This window comes from Actinomadura fulvescens, from assembly GCF_039533225.1.
In the GTDB taxonomy this organism is placed as follows: Bacteria; Actinomycetota; Actinomycetes; order Streptosporangiales; family Streptosporangiaceae; genus Spirillospora; species Spirillospora fulvescens.
Genome location: NZ_BAAATD010000010.1, coordinates 45836 through 65272, shown reverse-complemented (window position 1 = coordinate 65272; position 19437 = coordinate 45836). Strand labels below are relative to the sequence as shown.

Annotated in this window: 17 protein-coding genes; 10 read left to right on the top strand and 7 right to left on the bottom strand. The window is 71.6% G+C overall.

All coding sequences use genetic code 11. The features are described from left to right. Positions 1-61: 61 nt before the first annotated feature. Entirely contained in the window at positions 62-751 is a 690-nt protein-coding gene (locus ABD333_RS32175) for a sulfotransferase family protein (protein ID WP_344546304.1), read from the bottom strand. A gap of 97 nt (positions 752-848) precedes the next feature. Between ABD333_RS32175 and ABD333_RS32170 the strand changes: the two genes are divergently transcribed. From ABD333_RS32170 to ABD333_RS32140, 7 genes are all read left to right on the top strand, one after another. Next, complete coding sequence (locus ABD333_RS32170; protein WP_344546303.1) at positions 849-2360, top strand: class I adenylate-forming enzyme family protein; 1512 nt, start codon at positions 849-851, stop codon at positions 2358-2360. 39 nt (positions 2361-2399) lie between these two features. Further along, positions 2400-3965 (top strand): NAD(P)-binding domain-containing protein, encoded by a 1566-nt coding sequence (locus tag ABD333_RS32165; RefSeq protein WP_344546302.1) that lies wholly within the window; start codon positions 2400-2402, stop codon positions 3963-3965. Further along, entirely contained in the window at positions 3958-4989 is a 1032-nt protein-coding gene (locus ABD333_RS32160) for an alpha-hydroxy acid oxidase (RefSeq protein ID WP_344546301.1), read from the top strand. Before ABD333_RS32165 ends, ABD333_RS32160 begins: the two co-directional genes overlap by 8 nt. Beyond that, positions 4983-6341: a cytochrome P450 gene (locus ABD333_RS32155; protein WP_344546300.1), complete on the top strand. Its 1359-nt coding sequence runs from the start codon at positions 4983-4985 to the stop codon at positions 6339-6341. The genes ABD333_RS32160 and ABD333_RS32155 overlap by 7 nt, the downstream gene beginning before the upstream one ends. Then, positions 6304-7653, top strand: coding sequence for a cation:proton antiporter (locus ABD333_RS32150; RefSeq protein WP_344546299.1), 1350 nt, complete (start codon positions 6304-6306; stop codon positions 7651-7653). The genes ABD333_RS32155 and ABD333_RS32150 overlap by 38 nt, the downstream gene beginning before the upstream one ends. A 67-nt stretch (positions 7654-7720) precedes the next feature. Continuing rightward, positions 7721-8422 carry a response regulator transcription factor gene (locus ABD333_RS32145; protein WP_344546298.1) on the top strand — a complete coding sequence of 234 codons (702 nt, stop codon included), beginning with the start codon at positions 7721-7723 and terminating at the stop codon, positions 8420-8422. After that, positions 8419-9666 (top strand): sensor histidine kinase, encoded by a 1248-nt coding sequence (locus ABD333_RS32140; protein WP_344546297.1) that lies wholly within the window; start codon positions 8419-8421, stop codon positions 9664-9666. The genes ABD333_RS32145 and ABD333_RS32140 overlap by 4 nt, the downstream gene beginning before the upstream one ends. On the opposite strand, the gene ABD333_RS32135 is transcribed toward ABD333_RS32140, so the two are convergent. From ABD333_RS32135 to ABD333_RS32125, 3 genes are all read right to left on the bottom strand, one after another. Further along, positions 9593-11170, bottom strand: coding sequence for an FAD-dependent oxidoreductase (locus ABD333_RS32135; RefSeq protein ID WP_344546296.1), 1578 nt, complete (start codon positions 11168-11170; stop codon positions 9593-9595). The two genes, ABD333_RS32140 and ABD333_RS32135, sit on opposite strands and share 74 nt — an antisense overlap. A gap of 70 nt (positions 11171-11240) precedes the next feature. Then, positions 11241-11693 (bottom strand): ATP-binding protein, encoded by a 453-nt coding sequence (locus tag ABD333_RS32130; protein WP_344546295.1) that lies wholly within the window; start codon positions 11691-11693, stop codon positions 11241-11243. Positions 11694-11972: 279 nt separating this feature from the next. Then, the gene (locus ABD333_RS32125) at positions 11973-12455 is read right to left on the bottom strand and encodes a MarR family transcriptional regulator (protein WP_344546294.1); all 483 of its coding nucleotides are present in this window, start codon (positions 12453-12455) and stop codon (positions 11973-11975) included. Positions 12456-12564: 109 nt separating this feature from the next. Between ABD333_RS32125 and ABD333_RS32120 the strand changes: the two genes are divergently transcribed. Then, on the top strand, positions 12565-13746 hold the full coding sequence (locus tag ABD333_RS32120; RefSeq protein WP_344546293.1) for a PP2C family protein-serine/threonine phosphatase: 1182 nt from the start codon (positions 12565-12567) through the stop codon (positions 13744-13746). Here ABD333_RS32120 and ABD333_RS32115 read toward each other — a convergent pair. Genes ABD333_RS32115 through ABD333_RS32105 form a run of 3 tightly spaced genes read right to left on the bottom strand, consistent with a single transcriptional unit; the run spans position 13730 to position 17020 of the window. Then, positions 13730-14176: a response regulator gene (locus ABD333_RS32115; protein WP_344546292.1), complete on the bottom strand. Its 447-nt coding sequence runs from the start codon at positions 14174-14176 to the stop codon at positions 13730-13732. The genes ABD333_RS32120 and ABD333_RS32115 overlap by 17 nt on opposite strands. Then, positions 14160-15827 (bottom strand): sensor histidine kinase, encoded by a 1668-nt coding sequence (locus tag ABD333_RS32110; RefSeq protein WP_344546291.1) that lies wholly within the window; start codon positions 15825-15827, stop codon positions 14160-14162. Before ABD333_RS32110 ends, ABD333_RS32115 begins: the two co-directional genes overlap by 17 nt. Next, positions 15824-17020 carry a PP2C family protein-serine/threonine phosphatase gene (locus tag ABD333_RS32105; RefSeq protein WP_344546290.1) on the bottom strand — a complete coding sequence of 399 codons (1197 nt, stop codon included), beginning with the start codon at positions 17018-17020 and terminating at the stop codon, positions 15824-15826. The genes ABD333_RS32110 and ABD333_RS32105 overlap by 4 nt, the downstream gene beginning before the upstream one ends. A gap of 243 nt (positions 17021-17263) precedes the next feature. On the opposite strand from ABD333_RS32105, the gene ABD333_RS32100 reads away from it, so the two are divergent. Both ABD333_RS32100 and ABD333_RS32095 read left to right on the top strand, forming a co-directional pair. Continuing rightward, the gene (locus tag ABD333_RS32100; RefSeq protein WP_344546289.1) at positions 17264-17974 is read left to right on the top strand and encodes a S1 family peptidase; all 711 of its coding nucleotides are present in this window, start codon (positions 17264-17266) and stop codon (positions 17972-17974) included. 156 nt (positions 17975-18130) lie between these two features. Next, positions 18131-19315, top strand: coding sequence for a PucR family transcriptional regulator (locus ABD333_RS32095; protein WP_344546288.1), 1185 nt, complete (start codon positions 18131-18133; stop codon positions 19313-19315). Positions 19316-19437: the final 122 nt, after the last annotated feature.

Below are 19437 nucleotides of genomic sequence, written 5' to 3'. Positions count from 1 at the left end.
TCGCCACCGATCTGACCGTCAACGTCGTGATGGGCCTCGCGCCCGGCCTGGTCGCGCGGCTTCAGCGGCCGCGCACGATGAGGCGCAGCAGCCTGCGGGGCCGTTTGCGCCGGAACGCCGCGCGTTCGTTGACCTGGGGATACGGCTCGGCGGGCACGGGAACGCCGAGGAACGCGCACAGCGGGCCCCACCCGTCGCCGGCCTCGAAGACCAGCAGGCGTTCGGGCGGGATCGTGGCCTTGACCTCGGCGATGTGGCGTTCGAAGACCGCGGTCACATGTTCTTGGTCGTCGATCCTGCCGTCGAAGACCCGATCGATGAACGTGGCCCTGGCCATGCGCGGATAGAGGGCGAAGTCGGGAGAGCGGAGGCGGACCAGCCGGCGGACCAGGCGGCGGCGGAGCGGGAGGCGGCGCCGTTCGGCGAGCGCGCCGGCGAAGATGGTCTCGCTGACGCTGGCGTACCACCTCGCCGGGTCGCGAACGGTCAGGATGACCTTCGAGCCGGGATAGTGCTCGGCCAGCTCGCGCCAGTAGGAGGCGGCGGGCCAGTCGACCGCCGCCTGGTATCCGGCGAACACCTCGTCCCAGTCCGACCCGCGGCCCTCGCCGACGTCGAGCCACTGGCGCACCCGGTGGGGCTCGGCGATGACCTCTGACATGTGGTAGCAGGGCCCGAAGCCGAGCGTCTCCAGCGCCGCCTTCAACGATCTCGTACCCGTCCGCCCGAATCCCGCGCCGATGACCTTCACATCTGATCCGTTTCTGATCTGGGATGCCTACTGTGCGGGGTGATGAGCCGGTTGTATGTCGATAAGTCTGCTCTGGCAATCGGGTGGAGCTGAAGCGATGGACGGTTTGGGCTTTCCGGAGTCGGTCATCGACGCGCTGTGGAGTTCGCCGCGCACGACCGCCTTCGAGCAGGGCGGCCGGAGGGTCTCGCGGGGCGAGCTGCTGGAGTTGATCTGGCGCTGGGCGAGCACGCTGCGCGAGGCGGGTCTCGGGCCGGGGCGTGGACTCGCCGTGTGCACCGCGGTCTCGCCCGAGGCGTTCGCCGCCCATATCGGCGCGCATGTGCTCGGTTGCAGGGTGGTGGGCGTACGGCCCGGATACACGGCGGGGCAGCTCGCCCATGTGCTCGGGATGGAGGTCGACTCCCTCGTCGTGGACCGTTCGTCCGCGACGCCGGACCTGCTGGCGGCGGCCGAGGCGCTCGCGATCCCGGTCCTGCCGCTTGAGGCGTGCGGTGCGGAACGGCGGCCGGTGGACGTGACGGCCCGCCCGGACGACGTCGCCGCGTTGAACTTCACCAGCGGCAGCACGGGACGGCCGAAGGGATGCGCGATCACCTATCGGGCGCTCGGCGAACACTGGGCCTGGCAGCCGCGCGCGTGGTCTCCGGTCGCGCGGGAGCTCTCCGGCGCGTTCGAGCGCTATCTGGTGTTCGGGACGCTGGCCAGCATGGTCGTCATGGAGTTCCTGGCGCTGTGCGTGCTGGGAGGGGGGACGGCGGTGATCCCCGAGGAGGACGGGCGGCCGCTTTTCCCGTACGCGATCGAACGCCATGGGATCACCGGCTCGATCATCACCGTGCCGCGGCTCCACCGGATGCTCGGCGTGCTCGGAAACGAGCCGGTCGACGTCGGCGGCCTGCGCGGGCTGATGGTGTCCGGCTCGCCGATCAGCCCCGCCCGGCTGGCGGCGGCGGTCGAACGGCTCGGGCCGGTGGTCTACCAGGGGTACGGGCAGACGGAGGCGGGCTCGATCTCGATGCTCACGCCTGCCGACATCGTGCGCGGTCCCGCCCACGTGCTGGCCTCGGTCGGCCGCCCGCATCCGGGGGTGGAGGTCAGCGTGCGTGACGGCGAGATCTACGTGCGCAGCCCGTACCTGATGGCGGGCTACTGGGGGGACGAGGCCGAGACCGGCGAGACCCTGCGGGACGGCTGGCTGCGGACGCGCGACCTCGGCCGGGTGGACGAGCACGGGTTCCTCTACCTCACCGGCCGCACCCGCGACGTGATCATGGTGAACGCGATGGTGGTGTACGCCGGGCCGATCGAGGGCGTGCTGGCCCGCCATCCGGACGTGATGGAGGCGTACGTCGTCGGGACGCCGGACGACCGTACGGGCGAGGCCGTCCACGCGTTCGTCGTGCCGCGCGGCGGCCGGGAGCCGGCCGCGGACGCCCTCCGCGCGCTGGTCCGTGCCGAGCTGGGCGCCGACAGCGTGCCGCAGACGATCACGACCGTGGCCGGCGTGCCGGTCGCCCCGAGCGGCAAGCCCGACAAGGCCGCCCTGCTCTCCGTCCCCGCCCGGCGGCGTTCTGATCGTTCTCTGAGGATTCGCCGCGAGCATTGAGGTTGTCCGTTCAACCACCTCGCTGTCACGGAGGCGACCGTGCCGGACAACTCCCTGGACTATCTGGTGATCGGTGCCGGTCCCGCGGGGCTTCAACTGGGGCACTTCCTCGCCCGCGCGGGGCGGAGTCACCTGATCCTCGAAGCGGGACCGACGCCGGGCATGTTCTTCCGCACCTTCCCCCGCCACCGCACGCTCATCTCGATCAACAAGCGGCACACGGGCTGGGACGACCCGGAGCTCAACCTCCGGATGGACTGGAACTCGCTGCTGTCGGACGACCCGGACCTGCTGTTCACCCGCTACAGCGACCGGTACTTTCCCGACGCGGACGACATGGTCCGCTACCTCGCCGACTACGCCCGCGCGTACGACCTGCCGGTCCGCTACGACACGCGCGCCGTCCAGATCGGGCGCGCCGACGACGGCGGCCCGTTCCGGGTGACCGACCAGCACGGCCGGACGTACGAGGCGCGGCGGCTGGTCGTCGCCACCGGCGTCAGCCGGCCCAACATCCCCGCCATCCCCGGCATCGAGACGGCCGAGCTCTACGGCACCGCCTCCACCGACCCGGACGACTACGTCGATCGCCGGGTGCTCATCATCGGCAAGGGCAACTCCGCCTTCGAGACCGCCGACAACCTGGTCGCGACGGCGGCGGTCATCCACGTCGCCGGGCCCAGCTCGATCCGCATGGCGTGGCGGACCCACTACGTCGGGCACCTCCGCGCGATCAACAACAACCTGCTGGACACCTACCAGCTCAAGTCCCAGAACGCGATCCTCGACGGCGACGTGAAGCGCGTGGACCGGCAGGCGGACGGCTCGTACCTGGTGACGGTGAGCTTCGCGCGAGCCGACGAGGTCACCAAGGACATCCCGTACGACCGGGTGATCGTGTGCACCGGCTTCCGCTTCGACGCCTCGGTCTTCGAGGCGGGCTGCCGGCCCGCGCTGACGATCGGGGACAGGTTCCCGGCGCTGACGCCCGCCTACGAGTCGGCCGACGTCCCCGGTCTCTACTTCGCCGGGACGATCACGCAGTCCCGCGACTTCAAGCGCGGCACCAGCGGGTTCATCCACGGCTTCCGGTACGGCGTCCGCGCGCTGCACCACGTCCTCGAACACCGCCACCACGGCGTCGCGTGGCCGTCGCGCGACCTTCCCGCGACGCCGGAGGCGCTGGCGGCGGCGGTGATCGAACGGGTCAACCGCACGTCGGCGCTGTGGCAGCAGTTCGGGCTCCTGAGCGACGTCATCGCCCTGAACGGGCGGGGCGGGGCGCGCTTCCTGGAGGAGCTGCCGGTCGATCTCGATCCGCCGGTGCCGCACGACGCCGGGTGTTTCAGGATCACGCTGGAGTACGGGCCGGAACACGACCAGGTCGATCCGTTCGACATCTCGGTGGGCCGCATCCGGCAGAGCGACGCCGCGCGGGCGGCCGAGGGCCACTACCTGCACCCGGTGGTCCGGTACCACCCGCCCGGGGACGCGGCACCGGCCGTTCACCACGTCACCGAGAACCTGGAGAACGAGTGGACCTCCCAGGAGGTGCACGTCGAACCGCTGCGCGCGTTCTTCGCCCGTCATGTTCAGCGTGCGTGAGTTCGAGGCCCTGGCGCGCGAGCGGCTCGACCCGGCGCACTACGACTACTTCGCCGGGGGCGCCGGCGACGAGGTCACGCTGCGGGCCAACGAGGCGGCCTTCGAGCGGCTGGCGCTGCTGCCGCGCGTGCTCACCGGGGCCGAGAAGGTCCGGCTGGACGTCACGTTGCTGGGCAGCCGGGCGGCGATGCCCGTGCTGGTGGCGCCCACGGCGTTCCACCGGCTGGCCCATCCCGAGGGTGAACGCGCGACGGCGCGGGCGGCCGCCGCGGCCGAGACGATCATGATCGTGAGCATGGCGTCGACGGTCGCCGTCGAGGAGGTCGCGGCCGCGGCGCCCGAGGCCGTGCTCTGGTTCCAGCTCTACGTCCAGCCGGACCTGGACTTCACCGAGTCGATCGTGCGGCGGGCGGAGGCGGCCGGCTGCCGTGCCCTGGTCGTCACCGTCGACTCGCCGGCGCGCGGGCGGCGCGACCGCGAGCTCCGGCACGGCTTCGACGACCTGCCGGACGGCCTGTGCTGCGAGAACCTGCGGGACGGCGACACCGGGGTCCGGCCCATCGTCATGTCGCCCTCCATCTCGTGGGAGCACCTCCACCGGCTGCGGCGGATCACGGCGCTCCCGATCGTGCTCAAGGGCGTCCTGCACCCGGAGGACGCGCGGGCGGCGGTCCTGCACGGGGCCGCAGCGGTGATGGTGTCCAACCACGGCGGACGCCAGCTCGACACCGTCCCGGCGACACTCGACCTGCTGCCCGAGATCGTGGCGGCGGTCTGCGGGGCCGTTCCCGTGCTGCTCGACGGAGGTGTGCGGCGCGGCACCGACGTGCTGAAGGCGCTGGCGCTCGGCGCGACGGCGGTCGCGGTCGGCCGTCCGGTCGTCTGGGGGCTGGCGGCGGACGGTGAACGCGGCGTCGGCCGGGTGCTGGAGCTGTTGCGCGACGAGATCGAGCAGGCCCTCATGATGTGCGGCCGCGCGTCCGTGCGCGACCTCGACCCGGGCCTGGTGCGACGCCCATGTTGATCAACCGCGTCGTGGCGCTGCGGGGCCGGGTCTTCGCACGGATCAACGGGGACGCCGCCATCCCCGTCCCCGGCGACCTGGTGGGCGTGGAGCGGTTCAGGGAGCTCTACTCGCATCCGGCGGCCGGCGGCCGGAGCAAGGGAGCCGCGCTGTCGGACCTGTTCTGGTACTGGCTGTCTCCGGGCGCCGAAGTGCACCAGGAACATCTGGAGGCGGGGGAACGGTACGACGCCGTGGCCAAGGCCACGCGTGCCTTCCTTGCCGTGCCTCGCGCGGAGGCCGAGGAGATCACGCGCCGATGTGTCGAGAGCGAGCTGCGGCCAAGGCGGCGAGGGCGGCCCGGGCTCGTCCGGTTGCGTGACCTGATGATGCCGGTCTGGGCCGCGTTCTACTACGAGCTGGTGTTCGGCCGACCTTGCCCCGCCGAGGCGCGCGACCTGATCGTGGGACACGCGAACGATGTCGTCACCGCGCTCAAGTGCTGCGGGCTGCGGCACATGGGCAAGCGTCACCGGCTGACCGCGTACCTCTCCGAGCGGCTGGACGAGGTGCGATGCCCGCTCCCGGAAGGGTTGTCGGCCAAGGAACGGGCGTTCTATCTGCAAGGCACGTTCTTCAACACCGCGGTCGTCCAGATGTCGGAGGCGATGGCGCACCTGCTGATGGTGTTCGCCGAGCATCCCGGAGTGCAGGACAAGGTGCTCGCCGATGACGACGACCACTATCTCGACCGGGTGATGGCGGAGACGCTGCGGCTCTACCCGCTCTTCGGCATCGCCCACCGCGTCACCACCGACGACATCGAGCTCGGCGGGAACGAGACCGGGAACGAGCCCGGGGAAGGGGCCGTCCGCATTCCCAAGGGTTCGGTGTTGTGCTTCGGCTATCCCGAGTTCCACCGTGCGGGCTTCGCCGATCCCGACCGGTTCGACCCCGATCGATGGTCGAAGCGAACGAGTGGCCGGGACGTCAACCACATCCCGTTCGGCATCGCCGCCAACCGGCCCTGCCCGGCCTGGCGGATCGCACCGATCACCATGCGCGTCGCGGCGCGCGAGATCCTGCGCCGGTACGCGCTCGCCACCACCGCCTCGCACACCCGGTCGCTGCCCAACCGCGGACCGGCCCTGCTGCTCCCGAGGGACGGCCGCGTCCGCGCCGCGCCCCGGCTGGTCTTGTCGTTCATGCGGCTGCGCGACCGGTTGGAGGACCTCTGGCGCAGCCTCGTCCAGCTCGTCCTCGGCACCGCCATGGTCCTGCACGCGCGGCGCCTGCGGCTCTGCGAACGCCACTTCTCAGAAGCGGAGACTTCCCATGCCCCCACTCGCCCAGGTCACCGCGAGCGGTGGTGACCCCAACCTCCACCTGATGCTCGACGTCTTCCCCGCGCTCGTCGTGATCCTGCTGGCGGCCGGAATCTGCGGCCGCCTAGCACTGACGGTGATGCAGCCGCGTGTGCTCGGCGAGATGGTCGCCGGCGTGCTCCTCGGCCCGACGTTGTTCGGGGCGCTGTTCCCGGAGGCACAGAAGGCGATCTTCCCGGCCGAGGTGAGGCCGATCCTGTACGTGCTGAGCACGATCGGGCTGACGCTCTACATGTTCCTGGTCGGCGCGGGGCTCGACCACGGCGCGCGCGTGCCGGGAGAGGAACGGCGGGCCGGCCTGCTGGCGGCGTCGGGCGTCGTCCCGTCGCTGACCTTGGGCGTCGGTGCCGGGCTGCTGCTCTGGAGCACGCTGTCGCGGCCCGACGTGAGCCGGCTGGAGTTCGCCTTCTTCGTCGGCGGAGCCCTGTCGCTGACCGCGTTCCCGATGCTGGCGAGGATCCTGTACGAGCGGGGGCTGGAGAACTCCGCCCCGGGCCGGCTGTCACTGCTCGCGGCGGCCGTGGACGACGCCGCCGCGTGGTGCCTGCTCGCCGTGCTGACGGCCGTGCACCTGGAGTCCGGCCTGGACGGGGCCCTGCGGACCATAGTGCTGACCGCCGGTTTCGCCGTGCTGATGCTCGTCGTCGTCCGGCGGGCGTTGCGGCCGCTGGGCCAGGAATTCGCGCGGACGGGCCAGCTCGGGCCGGCGGCGATGTACGTGGTGGTCCTCGTGCCGCTGGCGGCGGGCTGGCTCACCGACTGGATCGGGGTGTACGCGGTCTTCGGCGGCTTCCTCGCCGGGCTGGCCATGCCGCGCGATCCCGCGTTCCGCGAGGCGCTGCACACCCGGATGATGGGCGTCGTCTCGACGTTGCTGCTGCCCGTCTTCTTCACGTTCTCCGGGCTCAACACCCATCTCGGCGGCATCACGGGCGGCACCATGCTGCTGGCCCTGCTCGCCATCATGGCCGCGGGCTTCTGCGGCAAGTACTTCGGCTGCGCGTTCTCGATGCGGGCGATGGGATTCTCCTGGCGCGAGTCGTACGCGGTGGGGGCGCTCATGAACGCGCGCGGGCTGATGATCCTCATCTTCATCAACATCGGGCTGTTCCACGGAATGATCACGCAGGAGCTGTTCGCCATGCTCGTGCTGGTGGCCATCATCACGACGGCGAGCGCCCTGCCGCTCTACAAGCTCGCCCTTCCGGAACGGTTCGAACCGGGCCGCCAGGCCGAGCGGCGCGAGCCCGGCGGCCCGGAGGCGGCACCGGACGTGTCAGCCGCGGGGGCGGTTCAATGAGTACCCGGATTGTCCACAATTGCCCTAACTCTGGCGGCCGATGGACGGCGAATGCGACCGTTGACGGGTGCCGGATCGAACAGCCGAGACCTCGGGATCAGGCGACCGGCCCGCCCGGCGGCTCCTGGTCGTCGAGGACGACCGCGATCTCGGGCGGATGCTGGTCGGGCTCTTCACCGAACACCGCTACACCGTCGACCTCGCCCTGGAGGGACAGCGCGGCCTGCACCTGGCCCTGACCCGTGGGTACGACGCGATGGTCATCGACCGCGGCCTGCCCGCGCTCGACGGGGTGGAGCTCATCCGCCGCCTGCGCCGGCGGGCCGTGACGGTCCCGGCCCTGGTGCTCACCGCGTTCGGCACGGTCGCCGACCGGGTCTCGGGGCTGGACGCGGGCGCCGAGGACTACCTGGTCAAGCCGTTCGACATCGACGAGCTGCTCGCCCGGGTCCGGGCCCTGCACCGCCGCAACCTCGACCAGGCGCTGCTGCTGCCGCTCGGCGCCGGCTGGCTGGACTCCGAAGGACAGGTCGTCCGGATGCCGACCGGCGAGCACGTGACGCTCTCGGGCCAGGAGTGCCGCCTGCTGCGCGCGCTGGCGGTCCGTCCCCGGCACGTCCACACCCGCGCCTCGTTGCGGCGCGGCGTGTTCGACGGCGCCCGCGCCGAGTCGATCGTCGATACCTACGTGTACTACCTGCGCAACAAGCTGGGGCCGGACGTCGTGCGCACCGTGCGAGGCGTCGGCTACCGCGTGGGCGAGCTGTGAACGTCCGGGACCACCCCGATCCCGGACGCCGCTTACTCCGGCGGGCGCGCCGGCTGGTCACCCTGCAGATCGCCGGTCTGGTCTCCCTGGTCCTCGCCCTGGCCGGGACGCTGGTGTACGCCGTCACGGTGCACGGCCAGGACGCCGCCGCACGCGAGGACCTCGCCGCCGCGTCGCGTGCCGCGCCCGTCGCCCACCCGCCGCGCCGCGTCTGGATCGTCGAGGTCCGCGGAGACGTCGTCCGCCGTTCGCCCGGTGCCCCGCCGGAACTGCCGTTCGTCACCGGGCTGACGCGAGTCGCCGGCAGCGGGCGGAGCGTGGCCGCGGAACGGGCCGAGATCGGAGGGCGCGACTACCTCGTGCACACCGAGCGGCGCGGGGACACCGTTGTGCAGGCGGTCATGGACCTGCGGCGGCAGAACGCCGAACGGCGGCGGTTGCTGCGCACGCTGGCCGTCACGGAGGTCGGCGGCGTGCTCGGCTCGCTGCTGGTCGGCCAGGCGCTCGCGCGAAGGGCTGTCGGCCCGCTGGGCGAGGCGCTCGAACGGCAGCAGCGGTTCGTGGCGGACGCCAGCCACGAACTGCGCACCCCGCTGGCCCGGCTGCACACCCGCGCGCAGCTCATCGCCCACCGGCTGCGGCAGGGCGACGACGTGACCCAGGAGGTGGACCGGCTCGTCGCCGGGACCCGGCAGTTCGGCGAGGTGGTCGACGATCTGCTGCTGTCGGCGCGGTTCGCGCGGACCGGACGGCCGTGCGAGCCGGTCGACCTCGCCGCGCTCGCGGAGGAGGCGGCCGTGGCGGAGGCCCCGCGGGCGCAGGCCCGCGGCGTGGCGATCGAGGTCCGGCGGCAGGGACACGGCGGCCATGTCGTTCGCGGGGTGGAGCCCGCGCTGCGCCGGATGGTCTCCGCCCTGCTCGACAACGCGCTCGGTCACACCGGTGAAGGAGGGCACATCCGGGTGACGCTGACCGGCGGCGGCCCGGCGGTCACGCTCACGGTGCGCGACGACGGCGAGGGGCTCGATCCCCGCGACGCCGAACGCCTCTTCACCAGGTTCGCCGGCGGGCCCGGCGGTTTCGGCCTCGGCCTCGCGCTCGTCCGGGAAGTGGTGGAGGGGCACGGCGGCACGATCACCGCGGACGGCCGGCCCGGCGCCGGCGCCGCCTTCACCGTCCGGCTTCCGGCGGCGCGGAAGACGGGGGAGGCGGGGGAGGCGCCTGGTCGATCTCGACCGGCTTGAGCGGCCTGGTCGCCGGGCCGTGGCGCACGGAGCCGTCGACGCCGAACCGGGAGCCGTGGCAGGGACAGTCCCAGGTCTGCTCCGCGTCGTTGAACGCGACCAGGCAGCCGAGATGGGTGCAGACCGCCGACACCGCCGTCAGCCGCCCTTCGGCGTCGCGGTGCGCGGCGACCGGATGGCGGCCGACATGCGTGACCGTGCCCTCGCCTGGACCCAGCTCCGCGATCTTGTCGCCGGGCGCGAAGGCGCGCGGATAGTCGGCCGTGTAGTGGCGGCCGGTCTTCAGGCCGAGGCCCGCCAGCTTGGACGCCGACTGGCGCACGTTGAGCCGGGCCGGATCGTACAGCCGCGACCACGGGTTCTCGTCGCCGGTGATCAGGTCGGCCAGCAGCAGTCCGGCCACGGTGCCGTTCGTCATCCCCCACAGGCCGAACCCCGCGGCCACCCAGAGGTGCCTGGCCAACGGGTGGTAGCGGCCGATGTACGGCAGCCTGTCGATGCTGCTGTTGTCCTGCGTCGCCCATCGATGGCTGAAGCGGCTCACGTTCAGCCGGTCCTGGCCCCAGGCCGCCAGCTTGCGGAACCGCTCCTCCACCTCGGGCTCCTCGCCCGGGTGGTAGCCCTCGCCGCCGAGCAGGAGCATCTCGCCGCCGTGGCCGTCCGGGGTCGTACGCATCGAGTGCCCGGTGTCGGCGGCGATGTACATGCCCTCGGCGAGGGTGCCCGGCTCGGCGGGAGCCGCCGTCAGCAGGACCCGCTTCGGGACGAGCCGCGAGAAGAAGGCGCCCCGGTCGAAGACGGGATAGTGGGTCGCCACCACGACGTCACGTGCCCGGACGTCGCCGGCGCTGGTGTGCACGAGGGATTCGTCGGTACGGCCGAGACCGGTCGCCCTGACGCCCTCCAGGATCAGCCCGCCCGCCTCGGTGATCTCCTTGGCGAGTGCCAGCAGCCATTTGCGCGGGTGGAACTGCGCCTGGTTCCTGAATCTGACCGCGCCTGCCACGGGGAACGGCAGCCCGACGTCGGAGACGAACTCGGCGGGAAGCCCGAGTCCGGCTGCCGCGTCGGTCTCGTTGCGCAACGTGTCCAGGTAGGACGGGTCTTCCGCGTAGACGTGGTTGTGGCGCCGCCGGAAGTCGCAGTCGATGCCGAGCTCGTCCACCTGCCCGGCGACCCAGTCGATCGCCGCCTGCTGGCTCGCCCCGTACAGCGCCGCCTTGTCATGGCCGTAGCGCCTCGTCAGGTCGGCATAGATCAGGTTGTGCTGGGAGGTGACCTTCGCGGTGGTGTGGCCGCTGACCCCCTCGGCGATCCGAGCCGCCTCCAGCACGGTCACCGACCGTCCGGCACGCGCCAGCCGGTACGCGGTCGTCAGCCCGGCGATCCCCGCGCCCAGCACGAGCACGTCCGCCTCGCGCGGCAACCGCGCCGGGCCGTCGCCCGCCGGGCCGGGCGCGCTGTCGACCCAGTAGGAAAGCGTCGCGTCGGGTAGCAGGTCCACGCTGGTCCTCCAAGCCGGCCGGGGTTCTCGCATTGGTCGCTCTGCCCGGCGTGCGACCCGCTAACCGGCCTCAGCGGCTCGCGTGCGTCGCCAGCAGCTCGCCGGGGGAGCCGGGCTCCCAGCTGAGCGGGATCTCGAAACGAATGATCGCGCCGTGCTGGCGGCGGTTGACGATCTGGAGGTTCTCGGCGAGCGCGTCGATGATCTGGAGGCCGCGCCCGTGCTCGGCGGTCACGGCGGCGTCCGCGGCGACCTTGTCCAGCAGCACCCCGTCGAAGCCGCGGCCGGTGTCGATCACCTCGATCCGGCATCGCGAGTCGCCGGTATGGACCCGTACCTCGTACTCGTCGCTCGTATCGGCGTGCTGGACGACGTTCGCGCACGCCTCACCGACGGCCAGGTTGACGTCACCACGGACCTCGTCCTCGACGCCCAGAGTGGTGAGCGACGCCTCCAGCACCTCCCGCGTCAGGTGTGCCGTCTCCGCGTCCCTGGGCAAGCACAACACCAGCAGGAGTTCCATCGCGGTGTCCTCCGATCGATTAGGGGTCGCAGGACTGCCATGCCCGTGGAATCGACGGGAAATCACCGCCATGGACGGGGATGCCGGATGATGGCCTTCGATCGACCTCCACCAGCGGCAATATTCTTTGTCGCGCGGCAACTATGATTCGCCCGCGATGTCCGATTATCGAGCCGGTCGAGGCTTCGGGTGCCTGCTCGTTCCGGCTCCCCGCAGACCCGCCTAAGGCTATATTTGTCGCACGACAACTAGCTTTGCCGGGGGTGGGCTTTGGGCTTCTCAGGCCGGCAGCGAGAACGACTCGCCGGCGGAGCCGGGCCCCTTGTCCGCCTTCGCGGCGTCCCGGAACTGGGCCAGCCCCCAGATCAGGGCGGCGCGCGCCGGCGAGGACATGGTGTCCAGCACCCGGGCCAGATCGTCCCGGCGCCGCACCTTGAGGCGGTCGAGCAGCGCCTGCCCGTCGGTGGACAGCCGGACGGTCACCTCCCGCCGGTCGCGGCCGTGGTCGCGCAGCAGCAGCCCCGCGGCCTCCAGCCGGTCGCACAGCCGGCTGGCCGACGACACGAGCGCGCCCATCTCGGCCGCCAGATTGCTGACGTTGACCGGTCCGTGTTCAAGGATGAACAGGACGCGCAACTGGGTCGCGGGCACGGGGACGTCGGGCGCGTTGTGGGCGAGAGACCACAGCGACACCAGGCTCTCGGCCACCTCGTCGAGAGCAGCCGCGGATTCGGCGGCTCCCTCCTCCGGTGTGGCGCCCATGCTTCCCACTGTTACATACCGCGTTCGCTCCGGCATCCAAGCCCCCTGGTTCGCTCGGGGATTCCCAGGCGACGATCACATCAGAAGAGGCCCCGTGCACGCTGACCCCTTGCCGGAACTCGAGCATGCCATCTGGAACGCTCGGCCCCACGAACTCGTCGACACGGTGACCGACCGCGTCAAGGCCGATCTCGACGTGGCCGATGTGGAGATCCTGCTCGTCGACTACCACATGACCTTCCTGGTGCCGGTCCGCCCTGGCCGCGAGCCGGTCCGGCTGGACAACACCACGGCGGGCCACGCGTTCGCCGCGCAGGAGGTCGTGGCGGAGGCGCTCACCGCCGGGCCCGGCGACGCGCATCTCCTCCACCTGCCGCTGGCGGTGCACGGTGACCGGCTCGGCGTGCTGATCGTGCGGCTCCCCGGCCGTCCCACCGAGACCCAGCGGACCGCCGGCGCGAGGATCGCCACCGTCGTGGCGCGGGCACTGAAGATCGCCGATCAGCACACCGACCTCTTCCGGCGCGTCCGCCGCCGCTCGCGGCTGACCCTCGCCGCCGAGATGCAGTGGGAGCTCCTGCCCGGCCGCGCCTGCAGCACCGACGAGTTCCATCTGGCCGGGCAGCTCGAACCCGCGTACTCGGTGTGGGGAGACAACTTCGACTGGTCGGTCTCCGCCGACCGGCTCACGCTGACCGTGACGAACGGGATGGGCGCAGGCACCGAGGCCGCCGCCCTCACCCACCTGGCCATCAGCGCCCTGCGCAACGCGCGCCGATCGGGCGCCGACATCGTCGATCAGGCCGCCCTGGCCGACCAGACGGTCTACGCCCAGCACCGCGGGACCCGGCACCTGGCGACCCTCCTGCTGGACTTCGAGCTGGCGACCGGCCGCGTGCGCACCATCGACGCCGGTTCGCCGTACATGTACAGGATGCGGGGCAACGTCACCGAGATGGTGCAGTTTGACGCGCAGTTGCCGCTGGGGATGTTCGGCGACGTGCGCTACACCGTCGAGGAGTTCACCGTAGAACCCGGCGACCGCCTCGTCGTCGTCAGCGACGGCGTGCACACCGCCGAGTCCCCGATGGGCGAGCTGTACGGCGCCGTGGCGCTGATGCAGACCCTGCGGGCGACCCGCCTGCAGAACCCCTCAGAGGCCGTCCGCACGTTCATCCGGCACTATCTCGACCATCACGAGGGCAGCGATCCTCTGGACGACGCGGTCGTCGTCTGCCTGGACTGGACGGGGAAGACGGCCGCGGCCCGGACGCTCAGCGAGGAAGCTTGACCACGGTGACGAAGAAGTCGTCGATCTGCCGGACGACGCGAATGAACTGGTCGAAGTCCACCGGCTTGGTGACATAGGCGTTCGCGTGCAGATGGTAGCTGCGCAGGATGTCCTCGTCGGCCTCGGACGTGGTGAGCACGACGACCGGCACGCTGCGCAGCTCCTCGTCATCCTTGATCTCCTCCAGGACCTCCCGCCCGTCCTTGCGGGGCAGATTGAGGTCCAGCAGCACCAGGTCCGGCCGGGGTGCGCCGGCGTACGGCTCCTCGCGGCGCAGGAAGGCCATGGCCTGCTCGCCGTCGTTGACGACGTGCAGGTTGTTCTTGACCTTGTTGTGCTCGAACGCCTCGGTGGTGAGGAGCACGTCACCGGGGTCGTCCTCGACGAGCAGCACCTCGATGGGGCGTGCCTGGTCATTCACCGTCTTCATCTCCAACCGGAATGGTCCAACGTATGGTCGTGCCCGTGGTCGTGCCCGGGCCCTGCGGCTCTGAGGTGTCGAGCCAGATACGGCCCCCGTGGTACTCGACGATCTTCTTGCACAGGGCCAGGCCGATCCCGGTCCCGCCGTACTCGTCGCGCGGATGCAGCCGCTGGAAGATCAGGAAGACCCGGTCGGCCTGGTGGGGTTCGATCCCGATCCCGTTGTCCGAGCACGAGAACTCCCAGTCGGCACCGTCGCGGCGCACACCGATGTGGACGCGCGGCGGCTCGTCGCCGCGGAATTTCACGGCGTTGCCGACGAGGTTCTGGAAGAGCTGGGTCAGCTGGGTGCGGTCGCCCGCCACGGTCGGCAGCTCGTCCGAGGTCACCTCCGCCCCGGTCTCCTCGCGGAGGGTGGACAGGTTGTCGAGCGCCTGCCCGAGCACCGCGCCGAGGTCGATGGCGTCCTCGGGGCGCGCCATCCGGCCCACGCGGGAGAAGCTGAGCAGATCGTTGATCAGCGCCTGCATGCGCTTCGCGCCGTCCACGGCGAAGTAGACGTACTGCCGGCCGCGCTCGTCCAGCTGGTCGCCGTACCTGCGTTCGATCATCTGGCAGAAGCTCGCCACCTTGCGCAGCGGCTCCTGAAGGTCATGGCTGGCGACGTAGGCGAACTGCTCCAGCTCGGCGTTCGACCGCCGCAGCTCGACCGCCTGCTCGTCCAGGAGCCGGGTGGCCTCGGAGGAGGTGTGCCACTCCGCCAGGATGCGGCGCCGCATCGCGTCGACGATCGTCGAGAGTTCGGCGATCTCGACGGCGCCCCGCACCTCCAGCGGGTGCTCGAAGTCGCCCTGCGAGACGGCGCGTACCCGTTCGGAGAGCGTGCCCAGCGGCTGCAGCAGGGTCCTGCGCAGGACGATGACCGCGAGCAGTCCCGCGATCGCGACGATGCCCAGCGCGAGCCCCACCGACCAGGCCGTGAGCGTCGCGCGCCGGTTCAGCCGGTCGGCGGACCGCTGGTGCAGGACGGTGAGCGTGCCGCGGAGCCCGGTGGCCGCCGACCACGCGCCCGAGAACAGCCGTTCCCCGTTCCGGGCGGTGGCGGGTGGGACGGTGCCCGGCCGCTGCCGTGCCATCAGCGGATCGGCATGTCCGGAACGCCACGCGGCGGACGCCACCACGAGCCGGTCGAGCTGCCGCAACGTCGGCCGCGAACCCGGCACACCGGAGAGCAGCGCGCGGAGATCGGAAACGGCGGCGGCCTCCTCCCGGACGGCCGTGCGGTACTCCGCGAGGTCCTGGGCCGATCCGGTCGCCGCGTACCTGCGTACGGCGGTGTCCTGGCTGCGCAGCGTTTCGGCGATCTCGGAGTGCCGGAGGATCGCCGGGTCGACACGGGTAAGGAGGGTGTCGCGTGCCCGGCCGTTCGCCTGGAGGCCCAGCAGTGCCTGCGCCGCCGCTGCCGCCAGCAACAGGGCCAGCAGGATCGCGCCCATCCGGTAGAGCCGGGAGATCCGGATCCGTGCCATCCCGGTCGCGGCGCGCTGGAGATCCTCCTCGGCGATCAGCTCTGGAGGCCGGTCGGCCGGGGCGGCTTCCGGGGCGGCTTCTGGGGTGGGTTCCGGGGTGGGTTCGACGCCGCCGGGCACGGCCGTCACCGCGAGTATCCCCGGCTCATCAGCAGCAACGCGAGGTCGTCCGCGAGCACCCCGCCGTTGAGGCGTTCGGCTTCGGCGATGAGGCCGTCGAGCAGGGCACTCCCGCGTTCGCCGCGACCGTGCGCGAGCCGGGCGAGACGCAGCAGCCCGTCCAGGTCCAGCCGTTCGCCGCCGTCGCCCACGAGACCCTCGATGAGCCCGTCCGTATAGAGCATCAGACCCCAGCTGTCGCCCAGCTCGATCCGGCAGGCCGGCCACTCGCTGAAGGGGAGCAGCCCGAGCGCCGGGCCGCCCGGCTCGTCCGGCAGCGGCTCCACCCCGCCCGGGCCGAACAGCAGCGGCCGGGGATGCCCGGCACGGAAGACCTGGGCCGACCGCCGGTCGGGCGAGATCGTCAGCATGCACACCGTCGTGAAGATCTCCTCGGACCAGCGTTCATGCCGGAGCACCGCGTCCAGTGTCGTCAGCAGCGGCGCGCCGGCGAGCCCGGCGAGGACCAGCGCGCGCCACGCCATGCGCAGCCGCACCCCCAGCGACGCCTCGTCCGCGCCGTGCCCGCTGACGTCCCCGATCACGACATGGACCGATCCATCGCCGGTCTCCACCGTGTCGTAGAAGTCGCCGCCCAGCAGCGCCCTCGCCCGCCCCGGCCGGTAGCGGGCGTCGTGACGCAGGGACGGGTCCGTCAGGATCGGCACCGGGAGCAGCCCGCGTTCGAGACGGGCGTTCTCGCGGCTGACCGCCCGCGCCTCGACCAGCTGCCGTTCGGTCTCGTCGGCGCGTTTGCGTTCGACCGCGTAACGGATCGCGCGCATGAGCAGCGCGCCGTCCACCGCCTGCTTGACCAGGTAGTCCTGCGCGCCGGCACCCACGGCGGCGACGCCCACGTGGGCGTCGTCGAGCCCGGTGAGCACGAGGACGGCCGTGCCGGGCGCCTCCGCCAGGACCTGCCTCAACGTCTCCAGCCCCTGCGCGTCCGGCAACGCCAGATCGACCAGCACGCAGTGCACGTCGGCGTCGAGTACCTTCAGCGCCTCGCGCAGCGTCCTGGCCAGCGTGATGTCGACGCCCGGATCGGCTTCGCGGAGCAGTTCCTCCACCAGGAAGGCGTCTCCGGGGTCGTCTTCGACGAGCAGCAGCCGCAGGCGCTCACCGTCCAGCGGCCGCACGCCACGGTCGTTGGTCGCGGTCACGGCGTCAGCACCTTCATCTGCCAGATCGTGTCCCCGGTCGCGGCACCTTCCTTGTCATGGGGCAAATATTAGGCCACCGAGGCAACCGCGGGCGCGACGGCGGAAGGAAACACGTGGCCGCAGGCCTTCTAGACCTAAGAAATTCAAAGTGAAAATACAACAGGCGTTGAAGATGTCACAGACGCCGGTGGCCGTTCTATCTTCATGGGGCTCCTGCACATACCCCCGACAAAGGAGCTGTGCATGCCCACCCGCCTCACCATTACCCTGGTAGGGGCCATTGTGGCCCTGCTTTTCGGGATGGTCGCCCCCGCCACCGCGGCCGGCGCCGCCAAGCCTCCCGCCCCGACCACCAAAGCGGCGCCGCCCATCATCGGCGGCAGCCCGGTGACCAACGCCCCCTGGGCCGCCTCGATCTACCGCAACGGATCGTTCACCTGCTCGGGCACCATCATCGCCCCGACGTGGGTCCTGACCGCGCGGCACTGCGTCGGCAGCGGCCTGACGGTCCGCGTCGGAAGCGTCTACCGGTCGCAGTCCACCACCATCAGCGTCAGCAGCTACCAGTCGTCGCCCCAGGGCGACCTGGCACTGGTGCGGCTGGCCAGCGCGCACAACACCACGTTCTCCCAGCTCGCCAGCACGAACCCGCCGGTGGGCTCGACCAACCAGATCTGCGGCTGGGGCCGCACGAGCTACAACGGCCCGGTGTCGGACCAGCTCAAGTGCGCGGACGTCCGGGTCACGTCGACGACCTGCCGCGACTACTACGGCGGTCAGGCCGTCTGCAGCAGCAGGATCACGGGCAACGCCTGGAGCGGTGACTCCGGCGGCCCGCAGCGCTACAACGGCCAGCAGGTCGGCGTGGCCTCCACTGCTGACGGCCGCTCGACGCAACAGTACGGAAGCGTCCCTTACAACCGTTCCTGGATCCGTTCGGTATCCGGCGTCTAACCGCGTTGGAAAGCCCCGGGGCCGCCTGGCTCCGGGGCTTCGCGCTGCTCGGGGCGGCGTCTACGTACGGCTACGTACTGCATCCTGCCGATGGTGCGGGCGGGTTCCGCTCGACGATGCTGGTGTGCGCACCGTTCGGCGAGGAAGGGAGCACGCGTGCAGCCATCGGACACCGTGATCGAACGAGTCGGATGGCCGCTGTTCGCGGACGCGGCGACCGTGGCCGCGTTGCGGGCCTGCGTGCCCGACGTGGCGGCCGAGATCACCGTCCGGATCCGCCGGGAGATCCCGGGCCTCGGCGGCGCTCCCCAGCTCGCCTCGCTGGTCGAGGATCTCGTCGGGCACTTCGTGGAGTCGACGGCCGATCCGGCCCTGCCGGCCGAGGAGGTACTGGAGCGCGTCCGCCGGGCCGGGGCGGCGGAGGCGATCGCGGGGCGCGGCCCCGAGGCGCTGCACGCGGCGATACGGCTCGGGGCCGGGATCGCGGTCGCGAGGCTGGCCGACCGTGGAGCGCGCGCGGGAACGGGCTCCCACGCGGTCGGCCTGATCGAGGCGATGTTCGCCTATACCGGGCGCATCGAGGAGGCGGTGACCAGGGGGCACCGCGGCGCGATCAGCAAGGAGGAGCAGGGGCGCCGGGCCCTGGTCGATCTGCTGGTCCGGCCGGATGCCGACGAGCTCGACATCAGGGAACTGGCCGCCCAGGTCGGGTGGCGGCCCGCCGGGCGCGTCGCGGTGATCGCGCTGCGGCCCCGCGGAACGGAACCGGCCCGGCCCATGCTCCCGCCCGGCGCCCTCCTCGGCCTGCACCGCGACCCGGCCTGCGTGATCCTTCCCGACCCGGACGGGCCGGGGAGGCGGCAGGGACTCGAAGCCGGCCTCGGCGAGTGGATGGCCGCGATCGGCCCGACGGTCGACCTCGTGGACTGCGAACGGTCACTGCGGTGGGCGTCGCGGGCACTCGACCTGATGCGGAGGGGACGCATCCCGGCACGTCGGCCGGCCGCCGCCGCCGAACACCTGCCCCTTCTGATGCTCGATCACGATCTGGAGCTGGTGGACCTGGTCGCCGCCGACCGGCTCGCCCCGCTGGACACGGTACGGCCGTCGCTGCGCCATGAGCTGGCGGTGACCATGCTCGCCCTCATGGAGTGCCACTTCCGGGCCAACGTGGTGGCGGCGAGCCTGCACGTCCACCCGCAGACCATCCGGTACCGGCTGCGCAAGCTGGAGGACCTCTTCGGGGAGGGCCTGTACGACCCGCGCCACCAGCTTGAGCTGCATCTGCTGCTGCACGCTCGGCTCAAGGGGCGGCGGCGCGACGTCCCCCAGGCCTCCTGAGGCGTTTCTGGGTCCCATCAGACGCCTCCGGGCCTCCTGACCTGCGGACCGAGCCTGGCGGCACCCCCGGCGGTCGGCTACCGTGAACGTCCCGCTCGGGATCGTTCCGGGCGACGTCCGAT

Excerpts from the sequence above, each read along its gene's own strand:
- ABD333_RS32170 (WP_344546303.1), top strand. The coding sequence starts at position 849 with ATGGACGGTTTGGGCTTTCCGGAGTCGGTCATCGACGCGCTGTGGAGT.
- ABD333_RS32125 (WP_344546294.1), bottom strand. The coding sequence starts at position 12,455 with ATGGGCGCCACACCGGAGGAGGGAGCCGCCGAATCCGCGGCTGCTCTC.
- ABD333_RS32100 (WP_344546289.1), top strand. The coding sequence starts at position 17,264 with ATGCCCACCCGCCTCACCATTACCCTGGTAGGGGCCATTGTGGCCCTG.
- ABD333_RS32150 (WP_344546299.1), top strand. The coding sequence starts at position 6,304 with ATGCCCCCACTCGCCCAGGTCACCGCGAGCGGTGGTGACCCCAACCTC.
- ABD333_RS32130 (WP_344546295.1), bottom strand. The coding sequence starts at position 11,693 with ATGGAACTCCTGCTGGTGTTGTGCTTGCCCAGGGACGCGGAGACGGCA.
- ABD333_RS32115 (WP_344546292.1), bottom strand. The coding sequence starts at position 14,176 with ATGAAGACGGTGAATGACCAGGCACGCCCCATCGAGGTGCTGCTCGTC.
- ABD333_RS32155 (WP_344546300.1), top strand. The coding sequence starts at position 4,983 with ATGTTGATCAACCGCGTCGTGGCGCTGCGGGGCCGGGTCTTCGCACGG.